This window comes from Rossellomorea sp. FM04394 (genome assembly GCF_041889765.1).
Taxonomy (GTDB): Bacteria; Bacillota; Bacilli; order Bacillales; family Bacillaceae_B; genus Rossellomorea; species Rossellomorea aquimaris_B.
Genome location: NZ_CP168654.1, coordinates 4,265,694 through 4,285,987, shown reverse-complemented (window position 1 = coordinate 4,285,987; position 20,294 = coordinate 4,265,694). Strand labels below are relative to the sequence as shown.

General features: G+C 43.9%; 22 protein-coding genes. All 22 read left to right on the top strand.

Translation table 11 applies throughout. The annotated features are described in order from the left end of the window. Positions 1–297: 297 nt before the first annotated feature. The 22 genes from ACCB35_RS21415 (at position 298) to spoIID (ending at position 20,292) form a co-directional block, all read left to right on the top strand. Positions 298–1,338 carry an L-threonylcarbamoyladenylate synthase gene (locus ACCB35_RS21415; protein ID WP_374055235.1) on the top strand — a complete coding sequence of 347 codons (1,041 nt, stop codon included), beginning with the start codon at positions 298–300 and terminating at the stop codon, positions 1,336–1,338. Between the two features lie 171 nt (positions 1,339–1,509). Next, positions 1,510–2,064, top strand: a complete 555-nt coding sequence (locus tag ACCB35_RS21410) for a manganese efflux pump MntP family protein (RefSeq protein ID WP_044340555.1) — start codon at positions 1,510–1,512, stop codon at positions 2,062–2,064. 191 nt (positions 2,065–2,255) lie between these two features. Further along, complete coding sequence (locus tag ACCB35_RS21405) at positions 2,256–2,693, top strand: low molecular weight protein arginine phosphatase (protein WP_374055234.1); 438 nt, start codon at positions 2,256–2,258, stop codon at positions 2,691–2,693. A 24-nt stretch (positions 2,694–2,717) separates the two neighbouring features. Continuing rightward, the gene (locus ACCB35_RS21400; RefSeq protein ID WP_374055233.1) at positions 2,718–4,010 is read left to right on the top strand and encodes a methyl-accepting chemotaxis protein; all 1,293 of its coding nucleotides are present in this window, start codon (positions 2,718–2,720) and stop codon (positions 4,008–4,010) included. Between the two features lie 158 nt (positions 4,011–4,168). Beyond that, positions 4,169–4,612 carry a ribose 5-phosphate isomerase B gene (gene rpiB / locus ACCB35_RS21395; RefSeq protein WP_044340552.1) on the top strand — a complete coding sequence of 148 codons (444 nt, stop codon included), beginning with the start codon at positions 4,169–4,171 and terminating at the stop codon, positions 4,610–4,612. A gap of 12 nt (positions 4,613–4,624) precedes the next feature. Continuing rightward, positions 4,625–5,167, top strand: coding sequence for a TIGR01440 family protein (locus tag ACCB35_RS21390; protein WP_374055232.1), 543 nt, complete (start codon positions 4,625–4,627; stop codon positions 5,165–5,167). A 416-nt stretch (positions 5,168–5,583) separates the two neighbouring features. Continuing rightward, entirely contained in the window at positions 5,584–6,825 is a 1,242-nt protein-coding gene (gene glyA, locus ACCB35_RS21385; protein ID WP_374055231.1) for a serine hydroxymethyltransferase, read from the top strand. A gap of 374 nt (positions 6,826–7,199) precedes the next feature. Beyond that, the gene (gene upp / locus ACCB35_RS21380; RefSeq protein ID WP_044339995.1) at positions 7,200–7,829 is read left to right on the top strand and encodes a uracil phosphoribosyltransferase; all 630 of its coding nucleotides are present in this window, start codon (positions 7,200–7,202) and stop codon (positions 7,827–7,829) included. An 868-nt stretch (positions 7,830–8,697) separates the two neighbouring features. Beyond that, positions 8,698–8,919: an AtpZ/AtpI family protein gene (locus tag ACCB35_RS21375; protein WP_044339993.1), complete on the top strand. Its 222-nt coding sequence runs from the start codon at positions 8,698–8,700 to the stop codon at positions 8,917–8,919. A gap of 5 nt (positions 8,920–8,924) precedes the next feature. Further along, positions 8,925–9,299 carry an ATP synthase subunit I gene (locus tag ACCB35_RS21370; RefSeq protein WP_044339992.1) on the top strand — a complete coding sequence of 125 codons (375 nt, stop codon included), beginning with the start codon at positions 8,925–8,927 and terminating at the stop codon, positions 9,297–9,299. 22 nt (positions 9,300–9,321) lie between these two features. Next, positions 9,322–10,035, top strand: a complete 714-nt coding sequence (gene atpB, locus ACCB35_RS21365) for a F0F1 ATP synthase subunit A (RefSeq protein WP_044339991.1) — start codon at positions 9,322–9,324, stop codon at positions 10,033–10,035. A 72-nt stretch (positions 10,036–10,107) separates the two neighbouring features. Next, entirely contained in the window at positions 10,108–10,320 is a 213-nt protein-coding gene (gene atpE / locus ACCB35_RS21360) for a F0F1 ATP synthase subunit C (protein ID WP_044339990.1), read from the top strand. Positions 10,321–10,483: 163 nt separating this feature from the next. Continuing rightward, positions 10,484–11,002 carry a F0F1 ATP synthase subunit B gene (locus ACCB35_RS21355; RefSeq protein WP_044339989.1) on the top strand — a complete coding sequence of 173 codons (519 nt, stop codon included), beginning with the start codon at positions 10,484–10,486 and terminating at the stop codon, positions 11,000–11,002. Then, entirely contained in the window at positions 10,999–11,535 is a 537-nt protein-coding gene (locus ACCB35_RS21350) for a F0F1 ATP synthase subunit delta (protein ID WP_044339988.1), read from the top strand. Before ACCB35_RS21355 ends, ACCB35_RS21350 begins: the two co-directional genes overlap by 4 nt. 27 nt (positions 11,536–11,562) lie before the next feature. Continuing rightward, a complete protein-coding gene (gene atpA, locus ACCB35_RS21345; RefSeq protein ID WP_044339987.1) occupies positions 11,563–13,071 on the top strand; it encodes a F0F1 ATP synthase subunit alpha in 1,509 nt (502 codons plus the stop codon). Positions 13,072–13,176: 105 nt separating this feature from the next. Further along, complete coding sequence (locus tag ACCB35_RS21340) at positions 13,177–14,037, top strand: F0F1 ATP synthase subunit gamma (RefSeq protein ID WP_044339986.1); 861 nt, start codon at positions 13,177–13,179, stop codon at positions 14,035–14,037. Between the two features lie 71 nt (positions 14,038–14,108). Beyond that, entirely contained in the window at positions 14,109–15,512 is a 1,404-nt protein-coding gene (atpD, locus tag ACCB35_RS21335; RefSeq protein WP_374055230.1) for a F0F1 ATP synthase subunit beta, read from the top strand. 22 nt (positions 15,513–15,534) lie between these two features. Then, entirely contained in the window at positions 15,535–15,939 is a 405-nt protein-coding gene (locus tag ACCB35_RS21330) for a F0F1 ATP synthase subunit epsilon (protein ID WP_044339984.1), read from the top strand. Between the two features lie 229 nt (positions 15,940–16,168). Further along, complete coding sequence (locus ACCB35_RS21325; RefSeq protein WP_044339983.1) at positions 16,169–16,405, top strand: DUF1146 family protein; 237 nt, start codon at positions 16,169–16,171, stop codon at positions 16,403–16,405. A gap of 220 nt (positions 16,406–16,625) precedes the next feature. Beyond that, positions 16,626–17,375, top strand: a complete 750-nt coding sequence (locus ACCB35_RS21320) for a YwmB family TATA-box binding protein (RefSeq protein WP_374055229.1) — start codon at positions 16,626–16,628, stop codon at positions 17,373–17,375. Between the two features lie 32 nt (positions 17,376–17,407). Continuing rightward, positions 17,408–18,715: a UDP-N-acetylglucosamine 1-carboxyvinyltransferase gene (murA, locus tag ACCB35_RS21315; RefSeq protein ID WP_044339982.1), complete on the top strand. Its 1,308-nt coding sequence runs from the start codon at positions 17,408–17,410 to the stop codon at positions 18,713–18,715. A gap of 563 nt (positions 18,716–19,278) precedes the next feature. Then, positions 19,279–20,292: a stage II sporulation protein D gene (gene spoIID, locus ACCB35_RS21310; protein WP_374055228.1), complete on the top strand. Its 1,014-nt coding sequence runs from the start codon at positions 19,279–19,281 to the stop codon at positions 20,290–20,292. Positions 20,293–20,294 lie beyond the last annotated feature (2 nt).

Here is a 20,294-nt window from a genome sequence, read left to right as displayed (position 1 = left end):
GTCTGCTAGTAGACTGAATCATTTTTATAGAAAAATGATTCAGTTTTTTTATGTGTAAAATTCGACAAAATACGTGAGGTGCCATTTGCTAACGTAAATATCTCTTTTTTCAGAATTATTCACATCATCCACAGGTTTATCCACAGTCTGTAGAGTTTTATTCACGTTTTGTGGACAAGACTTGAGAATTTGTGGGGTTTCTTTTATACTTTCAAAAGAGTACGATAGTTGAACGCTTGTTAATTCAGTATTTATATACAGAGTTTGATTGTTGAAATAAAAAGGTGGATGACGGAAATGATGAAACATTGGATTGTGGAAAGAGATGTGGATAACAGTGAAAGTTATCCACATATTGTGGATGCAGCGAAGATTCTTCAACAAAATGAGGTGGTTGCGTTCCCGACAGAGACGGTTTATGGTCTGGGGGCCAATGCGAAATCGGATACCGCTGTGGGGAAAATCTACAAAGCGAAGGGAAGACCATCGGATAATCCACTGATTGTCCACATATCAAATAAAGATCAGCTGGAAGAACTGGTGGAGGATGTTTCTGGTGATGCAGCGAACCTCATCGATGCTTTTTGGCCGGGTCCATTAACGATTATTTTTAATAATAAGGAAAACGTATTTTCTCAAAAAGTAACAGCGGGATTACCGACTGTGGGGATCCGGATGCCTGATCATCCTGTAGCTCTGGCGATCATTGAAGCGTCTGGACTGCCGATTGCGGCACCAAGTGCGAACCGCTCAGGGAAACCAAGTCCGACAACGGCTCAGCATGTCATCGATGATCTGGAAGACCGGATTGCAGGCGTGGTCGACGGAGGTGAAACGGGTGTAGGTGTCGAGTCGACCGTTGTGGATTGTACGGGACCAAGGCCTATCATTTTACGTCCCGGAGGAATCACCAAGGAACAGCTGGAAGAAGTGGTCGGTTTAGTGGAAGTGGACCCTTCTTTAAAAGAAGGAAAGGGAGCTCCGAAATCCCCGGGCATGAAATATACACATTACGCCCCTGATGCTCCTGTATATTTAGTGGATGGTACGAGGGAGGACCTTCAGAAATTGGTGGATAACAAAAAAGCAGAAGGTCTCAAAGTGGGTGTGTTAACAACGGAAGAATTCATGGATGACTTCGAGGCAGACGTCATTCTCTCGGTTGGACGAAGAGAGGACCTGACAACAGTCGCTCGGAGTCTCTACGATACGCTCCGTGCTTTTAATAAAAGCGATGTAGATATCATTTTTGCCGAAATGTTTCCCGAAGAAGGAGTAGGACTGGCGATTATGAACCGACTTCAGAAAGCCGCCGGGTATCGGGTGGTTAAAGGATGATGTTTTGACCCTATGGTTTGATGGGACCATAGGGGTTTTTTGTAGCGCCGATATTCACTTTAGCAGTAGGTTTTTACAATTATACCCAGGCTCCTGTCCATTTCTCATTCTATTTTCCCTTGGACGTGCATAAATTTGTTCTGTAGGCATGTCCGGAGGGGGAAAACAAAGATGACAACGATTATTGGAGAATTGATTACGCTGATGTTAATGGCATTTGCTCTTGGGATGGATGCCTTTTCGATCGGGATCGGGATGGGTATGTTTCAGCTGAGATTAAAGCAAATCTTATATATAGGATTGGTCGTCGGGATCTTTCATGTGTGGATGCCCCTCTTCGGGATGATGACGGGGAAGTTTTTATCAGAAACGTTCGGTGCATTTGCAGGGTATGCTGGCGGACTACTTTTGATTGTATTGGGAATCCAAATGTTCATGTCAAGCTTCAAGGAAGAGGAATCGACACTCATTTCTCCAGTGGGGTTTGGATTGGTGCTCTTTGCCTTGAGTGTAAGCTTGGACAGCTTTTCCGTTGGACTGACTCTGGGGATTTTCGGTGCGAGAACCGCGGTCGCCCTTTTCTGTTTCGGAATAGCGGCGACGGTTTTGACATGGGCCGGTTTATTGATAGGGCGGAAATTCCAGGGGGTACTCGGTACATATAGTGAGGCTCTGGGTGGAAGCATTTTGTTTGCGTTTGGGATTAAGCTTTTGCTGCCGTTGTAATAAAGCTGGTGATGGTAGATTGGGAGTTTTATAGACGAAGGTCCGTCCCTCTTGGGTGGGCTTTTTTTGTGGTTTATCTTATGCTAGTCGGGCCTGAGCAAGCCCCCTGCGCTTTTCTTTTGTATATATTGTGAATGGGCTATGGGGAGATTGGAAAATATTTTATAATAGGCTGTAAGGAGGATGACGTGATGAATATTTTATTTGTTTGTACGGGAAATACGTGCCGTAGTCCTATGGCGGAGGCAGTTTTGAAGCATAAGGGTGCGGAGAAGTTTGATGTGAAGTCTGCAGGGGTTTTTGCCATGGACGGAAGTGATGCTTCATTTCAGACTAAAGAAGTGCTGAAAGAGAACGATATAATACATAGACACCAATCGAGTTCGCTCTCGAGGGAGAACCTGGACTGGGCTTCCTATATTTTTACTATGACATCGAATCATAAGCGGGCGATTGTGGATCAGTATCCACATGTGGCGGACAAAATTTTCACATTAAAGGAGTTTGTCCTTGAAAATCCTGCTGATTTGGACGTATCGGATCCGTATGGGGGAAGTGTGGACATCTATAGACATACATACAGAGAGCTGGATTCATTGATTGGGGAGTTAATCAAAAAGCTGGATTAAGGTCGAGACAGGGAGAGAAAAAGGATGGGGAAAGAGAGAAGAAGCTATAAATCGGGTCTAAGAAAGAAATTAGTCTTCTTTATCACGCTTCTTGCAGTGGTGACGTATTCAACGAGTGCACTTTTTATTTATTTTATCAAACCTATTTTTGCACCTGATATGAACGAGCTTTTATTTACGAGCCTGACACTGGGAATGGGTGTTTTCTGGTCAGGTGTGCTTGCCTTTTTTGCAGCGGGATTCATCGTCAAACCACTTCAGCGTTTGGAGCAGGCGGCGTTGAAAGCAGCACAAGGGGACATTGCTGTGGAAGTCGTTGTGCCGAAGTCGGATGATGAAATCCGATCACTCGCATTGGCCTTCAATCGCATGCTCCACAATCTCCGGGACATGGTATCGAGTATTGACGAGAATTTCACTAAAACAAATTCGAATGTGATTGAGCTGTCGAGAGCATCGGAAGCAGCTTCTACTCAAGCGGATTCCATTTCCAAAACGATCAGCGAAATTTCAGCGGGTGCCGAGAGCTCGGCCTTGGCCATTCAAACGACGGCTGAATCTGTTGAGGACGTGATTCGAATCGCACAGGAAGTACAGAATCACTCCAAATCATCTGAGCAATTGTCCAAGAATATGGTGACGGAGCTTCAAGGGAGCAAGGAAGTCATTCATTCCCTGGTAGAAGGTATCAACCGGCTTGCAAAAGGTAATGAAGATTCATTGGACGCCGTGCACCGATTGGAAGACAATGCGAAAAAGGTGGAGAAGATCATTCAGTTGGTCGGGGATATTGCAAACCAAACCAATCTTCTCGCCTTGAATGCCTCCATTGAAGCGGCACGGGCAGGAGAGCACGGTAAAGGATTTGCCGTTGTCGCCGAGGAAGTCCGAAAACTGGCAGACGAAAGCGGCAGGGCAGTCCAAGGCATTTCCGAACTCATCAAGAACATTCAGGCTGAGGTTGGAAATGTCGTTGGACAGATCACTGCTCAAGTTGACTCTGCAAATTCTGAAGCGAAAAAAGGAACACAGACAAATGAAATGATCGAAACGATGACGAAGACGATCCATGAAGTAGCAGAAGCCGTTCAGAACATTTCAATCCTTGTAGATCAGCAGATGGAAAGCATCCAACTGACTTCCCAGCAATCCCAGGAGGTAGCGGCCATTGCAGAAGAAACCTCCGCGGGGGCGGAAGAAGTGTCGGAATCTACTAGAGAACAAGCGGTTGTAATGAGTGACGTACAGGAATTGGCATTGAACCTCAAAGAACAAGCGGAATCACTGAAGAGTACGATTACTCGGTTTCATTTGTAAAATAGACGGACATGAGGGACGGACCTCATGTTCGTTTTTTTTTGATGAGTGACTTTCGGCTCCTTCTTTTAAAAATGATCTCAAAAACTTTATATAATGAAGAGTATGTGGCAAAATAAAACCTAACAAAGTCTAGTCATATGGGGAGTGGGATTACGATGAAAATTGCAATTGCATCCGATCACGGCGGGGTAAATATCCGCGAAGAAATCAAATCATTATTAGAAGAGCTGGGCCTCGAGTATGAGGATTTCGGCTGTGAGTGTGGAACGTCCGTTGACTATCCGGACTATGCCGTTCCTGTTGCAGAAAAAGTGGCGAGTGGTGAGTTTGATCGTGGCATCCTGATTTGTGGTACAGGAATCGGTATGAGCATTTCTGCTAATAAGGTCAAGGGGATCCGCTGTGCTCTTGTACATGATGTATTCAGTGCAAAAGCGACTCGCGAGCACAATGACAGCAATATGCTGGCCATGGGTGAACGCGTAATCGGTCCGGGTCTTGCACGTGAAATCGCCAAAACATGGCTGGGTGCGGAATTCGAGGGTGGCCGTCATGCCAATCGTATTGGGAAAATCACGGCATACGAAGACAAACAGTAGGGAGTTGATTTCATGGAAATCGCTCAATTAAAAGAAGAACTGCAAACGATCCTCCGAGATTTCAGCGAACAGGTTCCGATGAAAAAAGGACAAGTGTTTGTTGTCGGCTGCTCCACATCAGAAGTGATGGGGGAGAGGATCGGGACATCAGGAACCATAGAAGTAGCGGAAATGATTTTTGATGAGCTGAAGGGTTGGGCTGATTCCATTGGCGTTTCACTCGCTTTTCAATGCTGCGAGCATCTGAACCGGGCACTCGTTTTGGAGAGAGACGCTGCAGAAAGAAGAGGCTTGGATGAGGTAACGGTCATTCCTGTGCGAAAAGCAGGCGGAGCGATGGCCACCAAAGCGTATCACTCCTTTGAAGATCCCGTCATGGTAGAGCATATAAAAGGCGACGCCGGCATCGACATTGGGGATACCTTTATCGGCATGCACCTGAAACACGTGGCCGTCCCCATCCGGGTATCACAGAAAAGCCTCGGCGAAGCCCACGTCACACTCGCCAAAACCAGACCTAAACTCATCGGCGGAGTCAGAGCCGTATACGAATAATACACACTTGAAGGTCCGTTTCTCATCGTCGAGGGACGGACCTTTATTGTAGCTTTCTGTTATTAGACCTTAAGCCTGTTTTGAATCCCGAACTATAAAGGGAATTAGGGAGATTATGATTATGATAAATGGGTGGAATGGGAGATTTAAAACCATGGCAGTGATATCACTAACGATTATGAAAATTTCACAATCATTCGACAAATATAGGCATAATGCTACTCGTGGGGGGCAGACATGTATTAGATCGAGCCACTTGTGAACCATATCACATGAGGTCCGTCCCTCTAAACACGAACATTACGTTTTGACTAGAGGTTTTTATTTCGCGTTTTGCTGAATCGTGTTAGAATGAGATTGAATGAATCAATGAGGCACCTAGAGCAGTTGGGCCTATGAATTAAAGGGGGATATGTATGAGTAAGATTGCCAAGCAAGATCCGGAAATTTATGCAGCGATTCAAGATGAATTAGAGCGTCAACGAACGAAAATCGAGTTAATTGCATCTGAAAACTTTGTCAGTGAAGCGGTTATGGAAGCACAAGGCTCCGTTCTGACAAACAAGTATGCAGAGGGGTACCCAGGTCGTCGCTATTATGGTGGCTGTGAGCATGTCGATGTAGCTGAGAATTTAGCTCGCGATCGTGCAAAGGAACTTTTTGGAGCTGAGCATGTAAACGTTCAGCCTCACTCAGGAGCACAAGCCAATATGGCAGTCTACTTCACGATCCTCGAACAAGGTGACACGGTTCTTGGAATGAACTTATCTCATGGTGGACATCTGACTCACGGAAGTGCCGTCAACTTCAGTGGTATTCAATATAATTTCGTAGAGTATGGTGTGGATGAAGAAAAGCATCTTATCAATTATGAAGATGTTAGACAAAAAGCATTAGAGCACAAGCCTAAGCTGATTGTAGCTGGAGCAAGTGCATACCCAAGAGCGATCGATTTCGCTAAATTCCGTGAAATCGCAGACGAAGTGGGAGCCTACCTAATGGTGGATATGGCTCACATCGCTGGTCTTGTAGCAGCTGGTCTTCATCAGAACCCGGTTCCTTATGCAGACTTCGTGACAACAACGACTCACAAAACATTACGTGGACCTCGTGGCGGAATGATTCTATGTAAAGAAGAGTTTGCTAAGAAAATAGACAAGTCTATTTTCCCTGGAATTCAAGGCGGGCCACTTATGCACGTGATCTCAGCTAAAGCTGTTGCTTTCGGTGAAGCGCTTCAGGATTCTTTCAAAGACTATGCGCAAAACATCATCGACAATGCCAACCGTTTAGGTGAAGGTCTTGTTAAAGAAGGAATCAACCTTGTATCAGGTGGATCAGATAATCATCTATTACTTATCGACCTGCGCTCACTAGGACTGACTGGAAAAATCGCAGAGAAAGTACTTGATGAGATTGGTATCACAGTAAACAAAAACACGATTCCGTTCGATCCGGAAAGCCCATTCGTAACAAGCGGTGTCCGTATCGGTACGGCAGCTGTTACATCAAGAGGCTTCGGGCTCGAAGACATGGACGAAATTGCTTCAATCATGGCATTGACTCTTAAAAACCATGAAGATGAAGCGAAACTGGAAGAAGCACGCAAACGCGTCATCGACCTGACAAGCAAATTTGAATTATATCCAGAAAGATAATAGATGTTGACCTCTTCACTAGGGACGGACCTCCCTGGTGGAGAGGTTTTTTAGTAGAAAAGTAGATTATTTATCGGTTTTAAGCTCTAAATACTGGGGGTGAGGGCCGACTTAAATGGTAATCCGGCCGTTATTCGCGATAATCCAGCGGCTTTTCATAAAAATCCAGCCGATTAACATAATTAACCAAAAACCACCGGCAATCACACCAGCTTACATGTTCATTCTCATGCACCCCGGATGATTTCTAACGATTCCATTACACTTCCCATCTCTTGTTGCTCTTAAATTGTCTTTTATGTACAATAGTCTGAGGTGTAAATGAAGTGGACAAACTATTTTTACATAAAATCGAACTTAAAGGAGAGAGTCGAATGGGCAAAGTATATGTATTTGATCATCCGTTAATCCAACACAAATTAACGTTTATTCGTGATAAACAAACAGGTACGAAGGAATTTCGTGAACTTGTTGATGAAGTAGCAACACTAATGGCGTTTGAAATCACCCGCGATTTACCATTAGAGGATATTGATGTAGAAACGCCGGTAAGCAACGCAAAGGCCAAGACTCTTGCAGGTAAAAAATTAGGAATTGTTCCAATTCTGCGTGCCGGCCTTGGCATGGTAGATGGAATTCTTAAACTGATCCCGGCTGCAAAAGTTGGCCACGTTGGTTTATATCGTGACCCGGAGACTCTTAAACCGATTGAATATTACGTAAAGCTACCAAGTGATGTGGAAGAGCGTGACTTCATCTTAGTCGATCCGATGCTTGCAACAGGCGGATCTGCTGTTGAAGCTATCAACTCTTTAAAAAAACGCGGCGCGGTAAGCATCAAATTCATGTGCCTTGTTGCCTGTCCTGAAGGGGTAGACGCAATCAAGGAAGCGCACCCTGACGTTGATATCTTCATCGCGGCTCTTGATGAGAAGCTGAATGAAAAAGGATACATCGTTCCTGGTTTAGGGGACGCGGGAGATCGCTTATACGGTACGAAATAATTTGAAGCAAATAAGAAAGCCGGATTATCGACACGTGATAATCCGGCTTTCATATTTATATAACCCAAAAAAACCATTGTAATTTAGTTGGAAGTATTTACATTAAATTCAAGGGTTACTCATAAATAGAATCTTCTATATAATGAAGGGGCATGTGAAAATAGAATCTATGGATTTGTTAATAAAGTTATCAACTGGGGGCGAAAGAGGTACGTTTGTCGGGTTTTTTAAGCGAAAATGCTTGTCGCCTCATACCAAACGATCTCCGCTTTTCGACATGTCCAGCTGCGGGGGCTTGGGGCTCGAGGTCATAAGCTAAATTGACCAAAAAGGCAAAGAGCGCCTTTCCGGTAAGTTCGCCTTATGCTTGTCGCCTCCAACCAACCCGCCTCCGCTTTTCGACATGTCCAGCTGCGCCTTCTAGTCCCTCGAGGTCATAAGCTAAATATGCCAAAAAGGCAAAGAACGCCTTTCCGGCATATTCATCTTATGCTCGTCGGGCCTGACCAGTCGGCTCCGCTTTTCGATATGTCCAGCTCCGGCGGGTAGTCCCTCGAGGTCACAACTGAAAAATCCCAAAAGGCAAAGAGCGCCTTTAGGGATTTCCCAGTTGTGCTTGTCGGGCCTGACCAACCCGCCTCCGCTTTTCTGTAAATGTGTTGAAAATGTGAACAATTTGGGAACGCGTGGATAGGTTGTGAACTTTTTAACTTGAACGCATTGACATAGATAAAGCCCTATTGTATGCTTACAAAGGGTATAAAATGATAAGGTTTTCACAAGGGTTGAGCCCGTATGAAAACGGTTTTTCATCATTTGTACAGTGTTAATGATTTTCCACTAAATCACATGTGTGGAGATGAAAAAAATGCGTCAAAATGATCGACGCCCGTATCAATCGATGGTCTTGTATTCTGCTATTCTTTCCCAGCTTGTTGGTTCTATCTTAATAGGGATCTTCGGCGGGAGATGGTTAGATGGAATATGGAACACCACACCACTTTTCTTAATTATTGGACTACTCCTTGGGCTCGCAACAGGAATCTACACCATGCTCCGTACAGTCCAACATTTCAATTCGGGAGATTAATGTAAATGCCAGAACTTCAGCAAGTGTTTAACAGGCATCGTAAGTACATATTTTTCCTCCTTTCCTTTTACGTCCTCGGTTGGGGTTTTACTTCCTATCAGTCTATTTTCCTTGGGCTTATTTTGGGGACAGGCATCAGTCTGTTTAGTCACTGGCTGATCATGAGGAGAACCGTGCGATTCGGTGATGCAGTAGAAGCTGGTCAAAAGGTTCGATCTTTAGGGACCTTCTCAAGAATGGCAGGTGCAGCCTTTGCAGTGATCATTGCAACGGAATATCCTGAACATTTTCATCTCCTGAGCGTCATTATGGGATTAATGACAATATACCTTGTCATTATGATAGATTATTTTATTCAGCAGCTTTTAGCTCATAAATAGCGGGGAAGAGAGGTGAATTTCATTGCATCATGAAAATCCTACAGCCGAGTTTCTAGGGTTAACTTTTAACCTGGCGAACGTACTGATGATCACAGTGGCAAGTGCCGTTGTATTCCTCATCGCCGTTCTGTCAACTCGTAGACTGGCCATGAAACCGACCGGAGTGCAAAACTTTATGGAATGGGTCATGGACTTTGTCAAAAATATCGTGAAAAGTAATATGGATTGGAAAACAGGTGGTCGTTTCCATCTCCTTGGACTTACTTTACTCATGTACATTTTCGTATCGAACATGTTAGGGCTTCCGTTTTCGGTAGTCATTGACCACGAATTATGGTGGAAGTCACCAACAGCGGATCCAGTTATCACGATGACCCTTGCAGTTATGGTCGTTGTGTTGACACACTATTATGCGATCAAGATGAAAGGCTTCGGTGAATACGGTAAAGACTTCTTCAGACCTATGTCGTTCTTATTCCCGCTGAAGATCATTGAAGAATTTGCCAACACACTAACGCTTGGTCTTCGTCTTTACGGTAACATCTACGCTGGGGAAATCCTGCTTACTTTACTGGTAGGGAGCCTGGCACACATGGGAGCAGCCGGATTACTGGGTGCCATCATCCCGACGATTGTATGGCAAGGCTTCTCAATCTTTGTCGGCGCAATCCAATCATTTATTTTCGTTATGTTAACGATGGTTTATATGGCTCACAAAGTCAGCCACGACCATTAATATATACCCTGTTCAAAATTGAACAAAACTACTCAAAACATTTTTTCATACATTTAAAGGAGGAAATTCAGAATGGGTCTTTTAGCAGCAGCAATTGCAATCGGTTTAGCAGCACTAGGTGCAGGTATTGGTAACGGTCTTATTGTTTCACGTACGGTAGAAGGTATGGCTCGTCAACCGGAAGCTCGTGGAATGCTTCAAACTACAATGTTCATCGGGGTTGCGTTAGTAGAGGCGATTCCTATCATCGCAGTAGTTATCGCATTCATCGTAATGGGTCAATAATAGTAACTGAAAGTTCAAGATGGCGAAGATCATTCGATAAGAACCTTCGCCATTCCTTTATGTTTAGTACTTATGAACATTTGACTATGAATGATACGGCGTTTGCCGTTATTGTAAAGCTTTCTTTATGGAAGGCATTGACTCTTGAAGGGAGTGAAACCTCGTGCTTACAAACGCATTAGTCCTTGGAGCTGGTGGCGGCTTCACAGGTGGAGATATCGTATTCCAGCTTGCTATGTTCCTTATCCTTCTTGCGTTACTGAAGAAGTTTGCCTGGGGTCCTTTGATGGGCATCATGCAAGAGCGTGAGAATCACATTGCAGGCGAAATAGAAGCGGCTGAACAAAGCCGTCTAGAAGCAAATAAGAGCTTAGAAGAACAGCGTCAACTTTTAAAAGAGGCTCGTCAAGAAGCGCAAGCGATGATCGAGAACTCTAAAAAGCAGGGCGATGAGCAACGTGAACAAATCATCATCGCGGCTCGTCAGGAATCTGAGCGCTTGAAAGAATCTGCGAAACGTGAAATCGAGACGCAGAAAGAACAAGCGATGGCAGCATTACGCGAGCAGGTTGCTTCACTATCTGTTCTGATTGCATCGAAAGTCATTGAAAAAGAACTTTCTGTTCAAGATCAACAGAAGTTAATCAACGATTATATTAAAGAGGCAGGAGAAGAGCGATGAGCTACTCTACAGTCGCAAAACGCTATGCGTTAGCTCTTTTCGATATTGCCAAAGAACACAATCAATTAGAAGCGATTGAACAAGAGCTTCGTGCAGTGAAATCCGTTTTTATCCAAAATAAAGAATTAAGCATTCTTTTGGAAAATCCGAAGTTTTCGACGGATAAGAAGAAAGAAATGTTGAAAGAAGCGTTCTCTGCTGTTTCAGTTCCAGTATTGAATACACTGCTTCTTATGACTGATCGTCATCGTGAAGATCAGGTAGTGGGCGTTGTCGATGCATTCATCGAGCTATCTAATGAAGCTAGAGGGATTGCAGAAGCAAAGGTGTACTCCGTACGTGCTTTAACAGAAGATGAGAAGACAGCAATCTCAGCTTCTTTTGCTAAGAAAATTGGTAAACAATCATTAAGAATTGAGAATGTGATAGACGAGAACATACTTGGCGGACTTAAGGTCCGTATCGGCAACCGTATTTATGACGGAACACTTGCCGGTAAGTTAGATCGTCTTGAGCGTGAACTTGTTCGTTAACTTTCGTATAAATGAGGGGTGAAATTCATGAGCATCAAGGCGGAAGAAATCAGCGCGCTGATAAAAAAGCAAATTGAAAACTATCAGTCTGAGATGAAAGTAAGCGATGTAGGTACAGTTATCCAAATCGGTGACGGTATCGCTCGTGCTCATGGCCTCGACAATGTCATGGCTGGAGAGCTTGTTGAATTTTCTAACGGTGTCATGGGTATGGCGCAGAACTTAGAGGAAAACAACGTAGGTATCATCATTCTCGGACCATTTACAGACATTCGTGAAGGCGATGAGGTTCGTCGTACTGGACGTATCATGGAAGTTCCAGTAGGACAAGAATTAGTAGGTCGTGTTGTAAACTCACTTGGACAACCAGTTGATGGATTAGGTCCAATTGCGACAACGAAAACACGTCCAATTGAAGGTGGAGCACCTGGTGTAATGGATCGTAAATCCGTACACGAGCCACTTCAAACTGGTATCAAAGCGATTGACGCTCTAGTTCCAATCGGTCGTGGTCAACGTGAGTTAATCATCGGGGACCGTCAAACAGGTAAGACATCTGTTGCGATCGATTCGATCCTAAATCAAAAAGGTCAAGACATGATCTGTATCTATGTTGCGATCGGACAAAAAGAATCAACTGTACGTAATGCAGTTGAAACGCTTCGTAAGCACGGTGCCCTTGATTACACAATCGTTGTAACAGCCTCAGCTGCTTCACCAGCTCCAATGCTATTCTTAGCGCCATACGCTGGTATCACAATGGGTGAAGAATTCATGCATAGCGGCAAGCACGTTCTTGTTGTATATGATGATCTTTCTAAGCAGGCATCTGCATACCGTGAGCTTTCACTATTATTACGTCGTCCTCCAGGCCGTGAAGCATTCCCTGGTGACGTATTCTACTTACACTCTCGTTTACTTGAGCGTGCAGCGAAGCTAAGTGATGCAAAAGGTGGAGGTTCCATCACAGCATTACCATTCGTTGAAACACAAGCAGGAGATATCTCCGCTTACATTCCAACAAACGTTATCTCCATCACTGACGGACAGATTTTCTTACAATCTGACCTATTCTTCTCCGGTGTTCGTCCGGCGATCAATGCAGGTCTTTCCGTATCACGTGTTGGTGGATCCGCACAAATCAAAGCGATGAAGAAGGTTTCCGGTACACTGCGTCTTGACTTAGCGGCATACCGTGAACTTGAAGCATTTGCTCAGTTCGGATCAGATCTTGATAAAGCGACACAAGCGAAACTTAACCGTGGAGCGCGTACTGTTGAAGTACTGAAGCAGGATCTTAACAAACCACTTAATGTTGAGAAACAAGTTATGATCTTCTATTCATTAACAAAAGGTCATTTAGATGATATTCCAGTAACAGATATTCGTCGTTTCGAAGGTGAATTCCTAAGCTGGTTAGATCACAACCATACAGAACTGTTAGACCATATCCGCACAACAAAAGGTCTTCCTGAAGACGATGCAATGGTCGCTGCGATCAACGAATTCAAGAAGACATTTGTAAAGTCTGAGTAATTTTATATGATGTCGGTGTTCATTCTGATGACACCGGCTGATTATTCGATTATTTAGTTGGTTCTAGTGAATATGACTAACATTTTAAAAGGGTGGTGAGAACCAGTGGCATCGTTACGCGACATAAAAACTCGTATTACATCTACGAAGAAAACCAGTCAAATTACGAAAGCAATGGAAATGGTCTCTGCCTCTAAATTGAACCGTGCTGAAACGAATGCGAAAGCCTTCGTTCCATATATGGAAAAAATTCAGGAAGTCGTTGCTTCCATTTCCCTTGGTAGCACAGATGTAACGCATCCGATGCTAGTCTCCCGCCCCGTAAAAAAAACCGGCTACTTGGTCATTACATCTGACCGCGGTTTGGCGGGGGCTTATAACTCGAGCGTCATTCGTGCTGTAAGTAATGCGATTAAAGAGCGTCACAGCTCAAAAGATGAATACGCCATTATTGCGTTAGGTCGTATTGGAAGGGACTTCTTCCAAAAGCGAGGCGATAATGTAGTGGAAGGTATTGTAGGGCTACCAGATCAGCCAAACTTTGCAGACATTAAAGACATTGCCAACAAGGCAGTCAGCATGTTCTCAGATGGTGCTTATGATGAGCTTTACATGTACTACAACCACTATGTCAGTGCCATTCAACAAGATGTTACCGAGAAGAAGGTTCTTCCTTTAACGGAGCTTGATTCTTCTTCATCGAAATTAACTTCTTATGAGTTTGAGCCTAATGCTGAAGAAATTTTGGAAGTGTTGCTTCCTCAATATGCTGAAAGCTTGATTTACGGAGCGTTACTTGATGGTAAAGCCAGTGAGCACGCTGCACGTATGACAGCAATGAGAAACGCAACAGACAATGCGAAAGACATCATTAACAGCCTTACACTTTCTTATAACCGTGCGCGTCAAGCAGCGATTACCCAAGAAATCACGGAAATCGTCGGCGGGGCAGCAGCACTCGAATAGAAACGAAATTCCGGCTTAGTCCCGGATTACAACATAGTTTTGTCGTCAAAAGCTAGTTAGGAGGGAAAGAGATGAACAAAGGACACGTTCTTCAAGTAATGGGTCCAGTTGTCGATGTCAAGTTCGCTAATGGCCAACTTCCTGATATCTACAACTCATTAAAGGTCCAAATTGCAGATAGAGCTGAACTTACATTAGAGGTTGCCCTTCACCTAGGTGATGATTCTGTACGTACAATCGCGATGGCATCCACAGATGGATTACAACGTGGAGCTGAAGCGCTTGATACAGGAGCACCAATCTCTGTACCAGTAGGGGATATCACATTAGGTCGTGTATTCAACGTTCTGGGTGAATCAATCGATTTAGACGAGCCTCTTGCAGCAGGTATCCGTCGTGACCCGATTCATAGACAAGCACCTACATTCGAGCAGCTTTCTACAGAAGTTGAGATTCTAGAAACAGGTATTAAAGTAGTAGACTTACTTGCACCATACATCAAGGGTGGTAAGATCGGTCTATTCGGTGGAGCCGGTGTTGGTAAAACCGTATTAATCCAGGAGCTTATCAACAACATCGCTCAAGAGCACGGTGGTATCTCTGTATTCGCCGGTGTTGGAGAGCGTACTCGTGAAGGAAATGACCTTTACCACGAGATGAGCGACTCTGGGGTTATCAAGAAAACAGCGATGGTATTCGGACAAATGAACGAGCCGCCAGGTGCGCGTATGCGTGTTGCCTTGACGGGTCTTACAATGGCTGAATACTTCCGTGATGAACAAGGTCAAGACGTACTTCTGTTCATCGATAACATCTTCCGTTTCACGCAAGCAGGTTCAGAGGTTTCTGCCCTACTAGGCCGTATGCCATCTGCCGTTGGTTACCAGCCGACACTTGCTACTGAAATGGGTCAATTGCAAGAGCGTATCACGTCAACGAACGTAGGTTCTGTAACATCGATCCAAGCGATCTATGTACCTGCCGATGACTACACGGATCCGGCTCCAGCAACGACTTTCGCTCACTTGGATGCAACAACGAACCTTGAGCGTAAACTTTCTGAGATGGGTATCTATCCTGCGGTAGATCCATTGGCATCAACTTCCCGTGCTCTTTCTCCTGAAATCGTAGGAGAAGAACACTACAGCATCGCTCGTAATGTTCAACAAACATTGCAGCGCTATAAAGAACTTCAAGATATCATTGCGATCCTTGGTATGGATGAGCTTTCTGATGATGATAAGCTGACTGTACACCGCGCACGTCGTGTACAATTCTTCTTATCTCAAAACTTCCACGTTGCAGAACAGTTCACTGGACAAAAAGGTTCTTACGTTGAAGTGAAAGACACTGTTAAAGGTTTCAAAGATATCCTTGACGGTAAATACGATCACATTCCTGAAGATGCGTTCCGTCTAGTAGGTCCGATTGAGGATGTATTAGCAGCAGCTAAAGAAATGGGCGTAGAGGTATAATTAGGGACCAGGAGGGAAGAAAATGAAGACATTAAAAGTCAATATTGTCACTCCCGATGGCCCAGTGTACGATTCAGAAGTGGAAATGGTGAGCACGAAAGCTCAAAGCGGTGAGCTTGGAATCTTACCTGGACACATTCCGATGGTTGCTCCACTACAAATCGGTGCGGTTCGCCTGAAAAAAGGTGGCAACACTGAGCTTGTAGCTGTCAGTGGCGGATTCTTAGAAGTACGTCCTGAACAAGTGACAATTCTAGCACAGTCTGCTGAAACAGCAGAAGCTATCGATGTACAACGCGCTAAAGAAGCAAAAGGCCGCGCTGAAGACCGCATGCAGGCACAACGCGACGACGTAGACTTCCGTCGTGCCGAACTCGCTCTGAAGCGTGCCATGAACAGAATTAACGTTTCCGAACGTAACTTCTAATGAAACACCAAAACCATCCTTTCCTTGTGGAAGGGTGGTTTTTTATAGGGACGGACCTTTGTAAGCTGCTGGAATTTCAAACACTATTACCAGCCTGAACTAAAACGTATCAGGAGAATATATTCATTAACGCAATGGACATATTTTTAATATAAATATCATATGTTGTGCGAACGTAATGTGATAAAATGGAATATGTGCGTCGAAATGATTATTAGGAGTGAGAAAAGTGGTAGAAAGCTTTGGCCAGCAGGCCCTGATCAGCATGCTCGTGCATCTATTCGTATTCGGGATCACATTTTGGTCTTTGCAATCCATCCAGTTAGACAAGCTCCTTAAGAAAAATCGAGTCGCTCAAGGGAGACTACTGTATATTCTGCTAACGATTGCGATCGGCTCAGCCGTGAGCCAATTCTTACTGGATTACTACCTATGGTCCCAGCAACTGCCTGTTTTCTTTGAATAAATAGAGCTACTGCCAAAAATAGGTCTTCCTGCATGTTTTCATTAAAGCCTGTATTGAGTAATATTAATTTTGTGCTCTTGCCTTTGTGAAAAAGTTTCAAAGTGAAACCCTTTTCATTTAACAGCATGAAAGCCTCAATAATTGTAAAAAGATGACGACAATTTTCAAGTATGTTCTTCTCCTATTCGGACAGACTTTTAGGTAAGGGGAGGAATGGAAAATGGGTCGGTATTTTTACATTATTTTAATCTTTTTTGTTGGATTAGGTTTTCTTCCTGTTTTTAATGGGAACAACACTATCGAAGCCAATCATTTATTAGACATTGAAAAGCTTGATCAGGCCATTGTTCATTCTCAAGGTCAGGTAACTGAATGGTCTCTATATGCAAGAGAAAACAAAAAAAGCTTCACGGATAAAGGATTTGCCAAATATAGTACTACTATGCAAGAAAGATTTTCTGATTTTGAGTGGGTGACGAAAAAGTCAGCTGAAGAGGTAATGGTTGTGGGACAACGTCAGACGTCTCACGGGGAAGAAACCATTAAGTTCCAGCACACCCTCACAAACAAGCAGTCTGTTTCGTATATTATGTATGAAATGCGCGGTACTCAGAAAGCGTTGGGAGAAAAGACGAAGCATTATATCAAGACTCAATTCATCCCAAATATGGAAATCATTTTTACTACTAAACCTTTGATTTTCTCTTGTATAAAAGGCGAATTCAATGATAAGCTTGAGAAAGTTTTGTCGAATCAGGCTGTCGAATTAATGTCGAAATTAGACGCAAAAGAATTGGAATCACTTAAAGAAGAAGGCTTTTATTCCATTTCAGCTTACTCGGAACAAATGTCACGGACTATACCAACAAAAAATGATGATATGAATATACAACTAGGTCTACGGAAAAGCGGAATGGGCGCTAAGACAACCTTTGTGATTGGCACACCCATCCTAACGATTGAATATTAATATAGAGAAATTGGACGCGGAGGGGAATACTCTTGGAAAAAATTATCGTCCGCGGCGGTCAGCGTTTAAGCGGTTCAGTGCAAGTTGAAGGAGCAAAGAATGCCGTTTTACCAGTCATCGCTGCTACATTATTAGCAAGTGAAGGAAAAAGTGTAATTAAAAATGTACCACCACTCTCCGATGTATATACGATCAATGAAGTATTACGTCATTTAAATACAGATGTAGAGTTTAACAATGGTGAAGTCATCGTGAATGCATCAAGAGAGTTGTTTGTAGAAGCACCGTTTGAATATGTTCGAAAAATGCGTGCATCCGTCCTTGTAATGGGATCACTACTCGGACGTACAGGTAAGGCACGTGTTGCGCTTCCTGGTGGATGTGCCATTGGATCAAGACCGATTGACCAACACTTAAAAGGCTTCGAGGCAATGGGAGCGAAAGTGAAGGTAGGAAATGGTTTTATCGAAGCTGAAGTAGATGGAAGATTGAAGGGTGCCAAGGTTTATCTGGACTTCCCAAGTGTGGGGGCAACAGAAAATATCATGATGGCTGCTGCTCTTGCAGAAGGGACAACAATCCTTGAAAACGTCGCAAAAGAGCCTGAAATCGTCGACTTAGCTAACTTCCTGAACAAAATGGGAGGAAACGTAGTAGGTGCAGGTACTGGAACGATCCGTATCGAAGGTGTTGACCGTCTATACGGTGTCGAGCACAGCATCATTCCGGACCGTATCGAAGCAGGAACATTCATGGTGGCTGCTGCCATCACTCAAGGTGATGTCCTTGTAAAGGGCGCAATCCCTGAACACTTATCTTCTTTAGTTGCGAAGATGGAAGAAATGGGCGTAACGATCATCGATGAAGAAGAAGGGCTTCGTGTCATCGGGCCGGAGAAACTGAAATCAGTCGATATCAAAACAATGCCTCATCCTGGTTTCCCAACAGATATGCAATCTCAAATGATGGCATTGCTATTAGCAGCTGACGGCACTAGCGTCATCACTGAAACAGTTTTCGAAAACCGTTTCATGCATGCTGAAGAATTCCGTCGTATGGGAGCAGACATTAAGATTGAAGGCCGTTCTGTGATCATGAACGGACCAACACCTCTTCAAGGGGCAGAAGTGGCTGCAACGGATTTACGTGCAGCAGCAGCCCTTTCAATCGCTGGTCTGGTAGCAGACGGGTATACGCGAGTAACAGAACTAAAGCATTTAGATCGTGGATATGTGAACTTCCATCAGAAGCTTGCAGGCCTGGGTGCCGATATCGAGCGTGTGAAAGAAGTGGAAGAAACTCCTGTTTCTGAGCAGCAAGACATGATCAAGGATGCGTAAGTATTAGATAGAAAGGTGAGCTTTTCTTTTATAGAAAAGCTTGCCTTTTTTGTTTGGACAGAGAGGATCTGTGAATTGAGCGTATGTTTTGGTAAAATAAGTAAAATGGCTTGATTATTGTTGATTTCGGCTGGATTTTTGTCAGGAACGGCTGGATTTTTCGTTAAATTGGCCGGATTCTATCCGAAAACGGCTGGATTATCAGCGAAAACCGCTGGATTTGCGATGGACACCTTTTAAATATCGTTAAATAGGTAGAAAAGTAGCTTTAGCCGATATGGAAAAGTCGTTTATTTTCAATTATGCAGTATTTGTTTTCAAGAAATCACTTTTATTTTCAAATCCTGCACATTTATTTTCAAATTTCAGATTTTATTTTCAAAAATGCATCCTCTCCGCAAGAAACATCTTTACTTCTATGTTCACGGATCTCGATCATCTCTCACCATCAAAATCACTCTTAAAAGATTCATAATTGCTTGTCCACTACCATACATATGAAAGAGAGTGGAGAATTGTGCTAGGACATTCTCCTATTTAATCTTTCATTGGAGGCCGCGAACATGAAGCATTTGAAACCAGTACTGATCATCTTCTCAATCTTTATCAGCATCATCTTTATTGTCCCTACTCTTCTCGTGCTCCCATTTTCATCAGAAAAGGAAACGGCAAACTTAGACGAAAAGCTGAAAAATCCGCCATCCGTCGAAGAACTGGCGAACTCAGTTGAGGTAGCTGTCTATCGCTCCAACCAGAATTTGATCGAGAAACTTCCTTTGGAGCAGTATGTAGTAGGGGTAGTGGCTGGTGAAATGCCTGCAGACTTTGAAAAGGAAGCCTTAAAAGCACAAGCCCTTGCAGCACGGACGTATATTGTGAATCAGCTTCTACTTGAGGACTCCTCTGTTCCGAAGGGCGCGGATGTGACAGATACGGTCTCCCATCAGGTGTATAAGAACCAGAAGGAGCTTGCAGGTCTTTGGGGAGCCGAATATGATTGGAAAATCAAAAAGATTTCCGAAGCGGTCCTTGAAACGATGGGGCAGGTGCTGACCTATGATGGTAAGCCGATCACCGCAGCCTTTTTCTCAACGAGCAATGGTTACACAGAAAACTCTGAGGCTTATTGGCCAAATGAATATCCATACTTAAGAAGTGTCGAAAGCCCTTGGGACTCCGCGTCACCAAGATTCGAGGATCAAAAGATCATCCCGATCAAAGAGTTTGAGCAGAAACTGGGTGTAACACTCCCAAAGGATGGCTCGGTTGGAACGATCACATCAAGAACGGAAGGCAAAAGGGTAGCGAGTGTTGAAATTAACGGTAAAGGATTCTCCGGCAGGGAGATCAGGGAGAAATTAGAACTCAGATCTTCAGACTTTACATGGTATCTGAAAGATGATCATATTGTCATTGCCACGAAAGGGTTCGGACACGGAGTCGGAATGAGCCAATACGGAGCAAACGGGATGGCGAAGGAAGGCAAGAATTATCAAGACATCGTCACCCATTACTATAAAGATGTCAAAATAACGGAATCCGATAAGCTCCTCCAGAAAGTAACGGCGCAAAGATAATA

Excerpts from the sequence above, each read along its gene's own strand:
- ACCB35_RS21390 (WP_374055232.1), top strand. The coding sequence starts at position 4,625 with ATGGAAATCGCTCAATTAAAAGAAGAACTGCAAACGATCCTCCGAGAT.
- ACCB35_RS21405 (WP_374055234.1), top strand. The coding sequence starts at position 2,256 with ATGAATATTTTATTTGTTTGTACGGGAAATACGTGCCGTAGTCCTATG.
- ACCB35_RS21415 (WP_374055235.1), top strand. The coding sequence starts at position 298 with ATGATGAAACATTGGATTGTGGAAAGAGATGTGGATAACAGTGAAAGT.
- glyA (WP_374055231.1), top strand. The coding sequence starts at position 5,584 with ATGAGTAAGATTGCCAAGCAAGATCCGGAAATTTATGCAGCGATTCAA.
- atpD (WP_374055230.1), top strand. The coding sequence starts at position 14,109 with ATGAACAAAGGACACGTTCTTCAAGTAATGGGTCCAGTTGTCGATGTC.
- rpiB (WP_044340552.1), top strand. The coding sequence starts at position 4,169 with ATGAAAATTGCAATTGCATCCGATCACGGCGGGGTAAATATCCGCGAA.
- upp (WP_044339995.1), top strand. The coding sequence starts at position 7,200 with ATGGGCAAAGTATATGTATTTGATCATCCGTTAATCCAACACAAATTA.
- ACCB35_RS21320 (WP_374055229.1), top strand. The coding sequence starts at position 16,626 with ATGGGTCGGTATTTTTACATTATTTTAATCTTTTTTGTTGGATTAGGT.
- atpA (WP_044339987.1), top strand. The coding sequence starts at position 11,563 with ATGAGCATCAAGGCGGAAGAAATCAGCGCGCTGATAAAAAAGCAAATT.
- ACCB35_RS21370 (WP_044339992.1), top strand. The coding sequence starts at position 8,925 with ATGCCAGAACTTCAGCAAGTGTTTAACAGGCATCGTAAGTACATATTT.
- spoIID (WP_374055228.1), top strand. The coding sequence starts at position 19,279 with ATGAAGCATTTGAAACCAGTACTGATCATCTTCTCAATCTTTATCAGC.
- ACCB35_RS21400 (WP_374055233.1), top strand. The coding sequence starts at position 2,718 with ATGGGGAAAGAGAGAAGAAGCTATAAATCGGGTCTAAGAAAGAAATTA.
- atpE (WP_044339990.1), top strand. The coding sequence starts at position 10,108 with ATGGGTCTTTTAGCAGCAGCAATTGCAATCGGTTTAGCAGCACTAGGT.
- ACCB35_RS21410 (WP_044340555.1), top strand. The coding sequence starts at position 1,510 with ATGACAACGATTATTGGAGAATTGATTACGCTGATGTTAATGGCATTT.
- ACCB35_RS21330 (WP_044339984.1), top strand. The coding sequence starts at position 15,535 with ATGAAGACATTAAAAGTCAATATTGTCACTCCCGATGGCCCAGTGTAC.
- ACCB35_RS21350 (WP_044339988.1), top strand. The coding sequence starts at position 10,999 with ATGAGCTACTCTACAGTCGCAAAACGCTATGCGTTAGCTCTTTTCGAT.
- ACCB35_RS21375 (WP_044339993.1), top strand. The coding sequence starts at position 8,698 with ATGCGTCAAAATGATCGACGCCCGTATCAATCGATGGTCTTGTATTCT.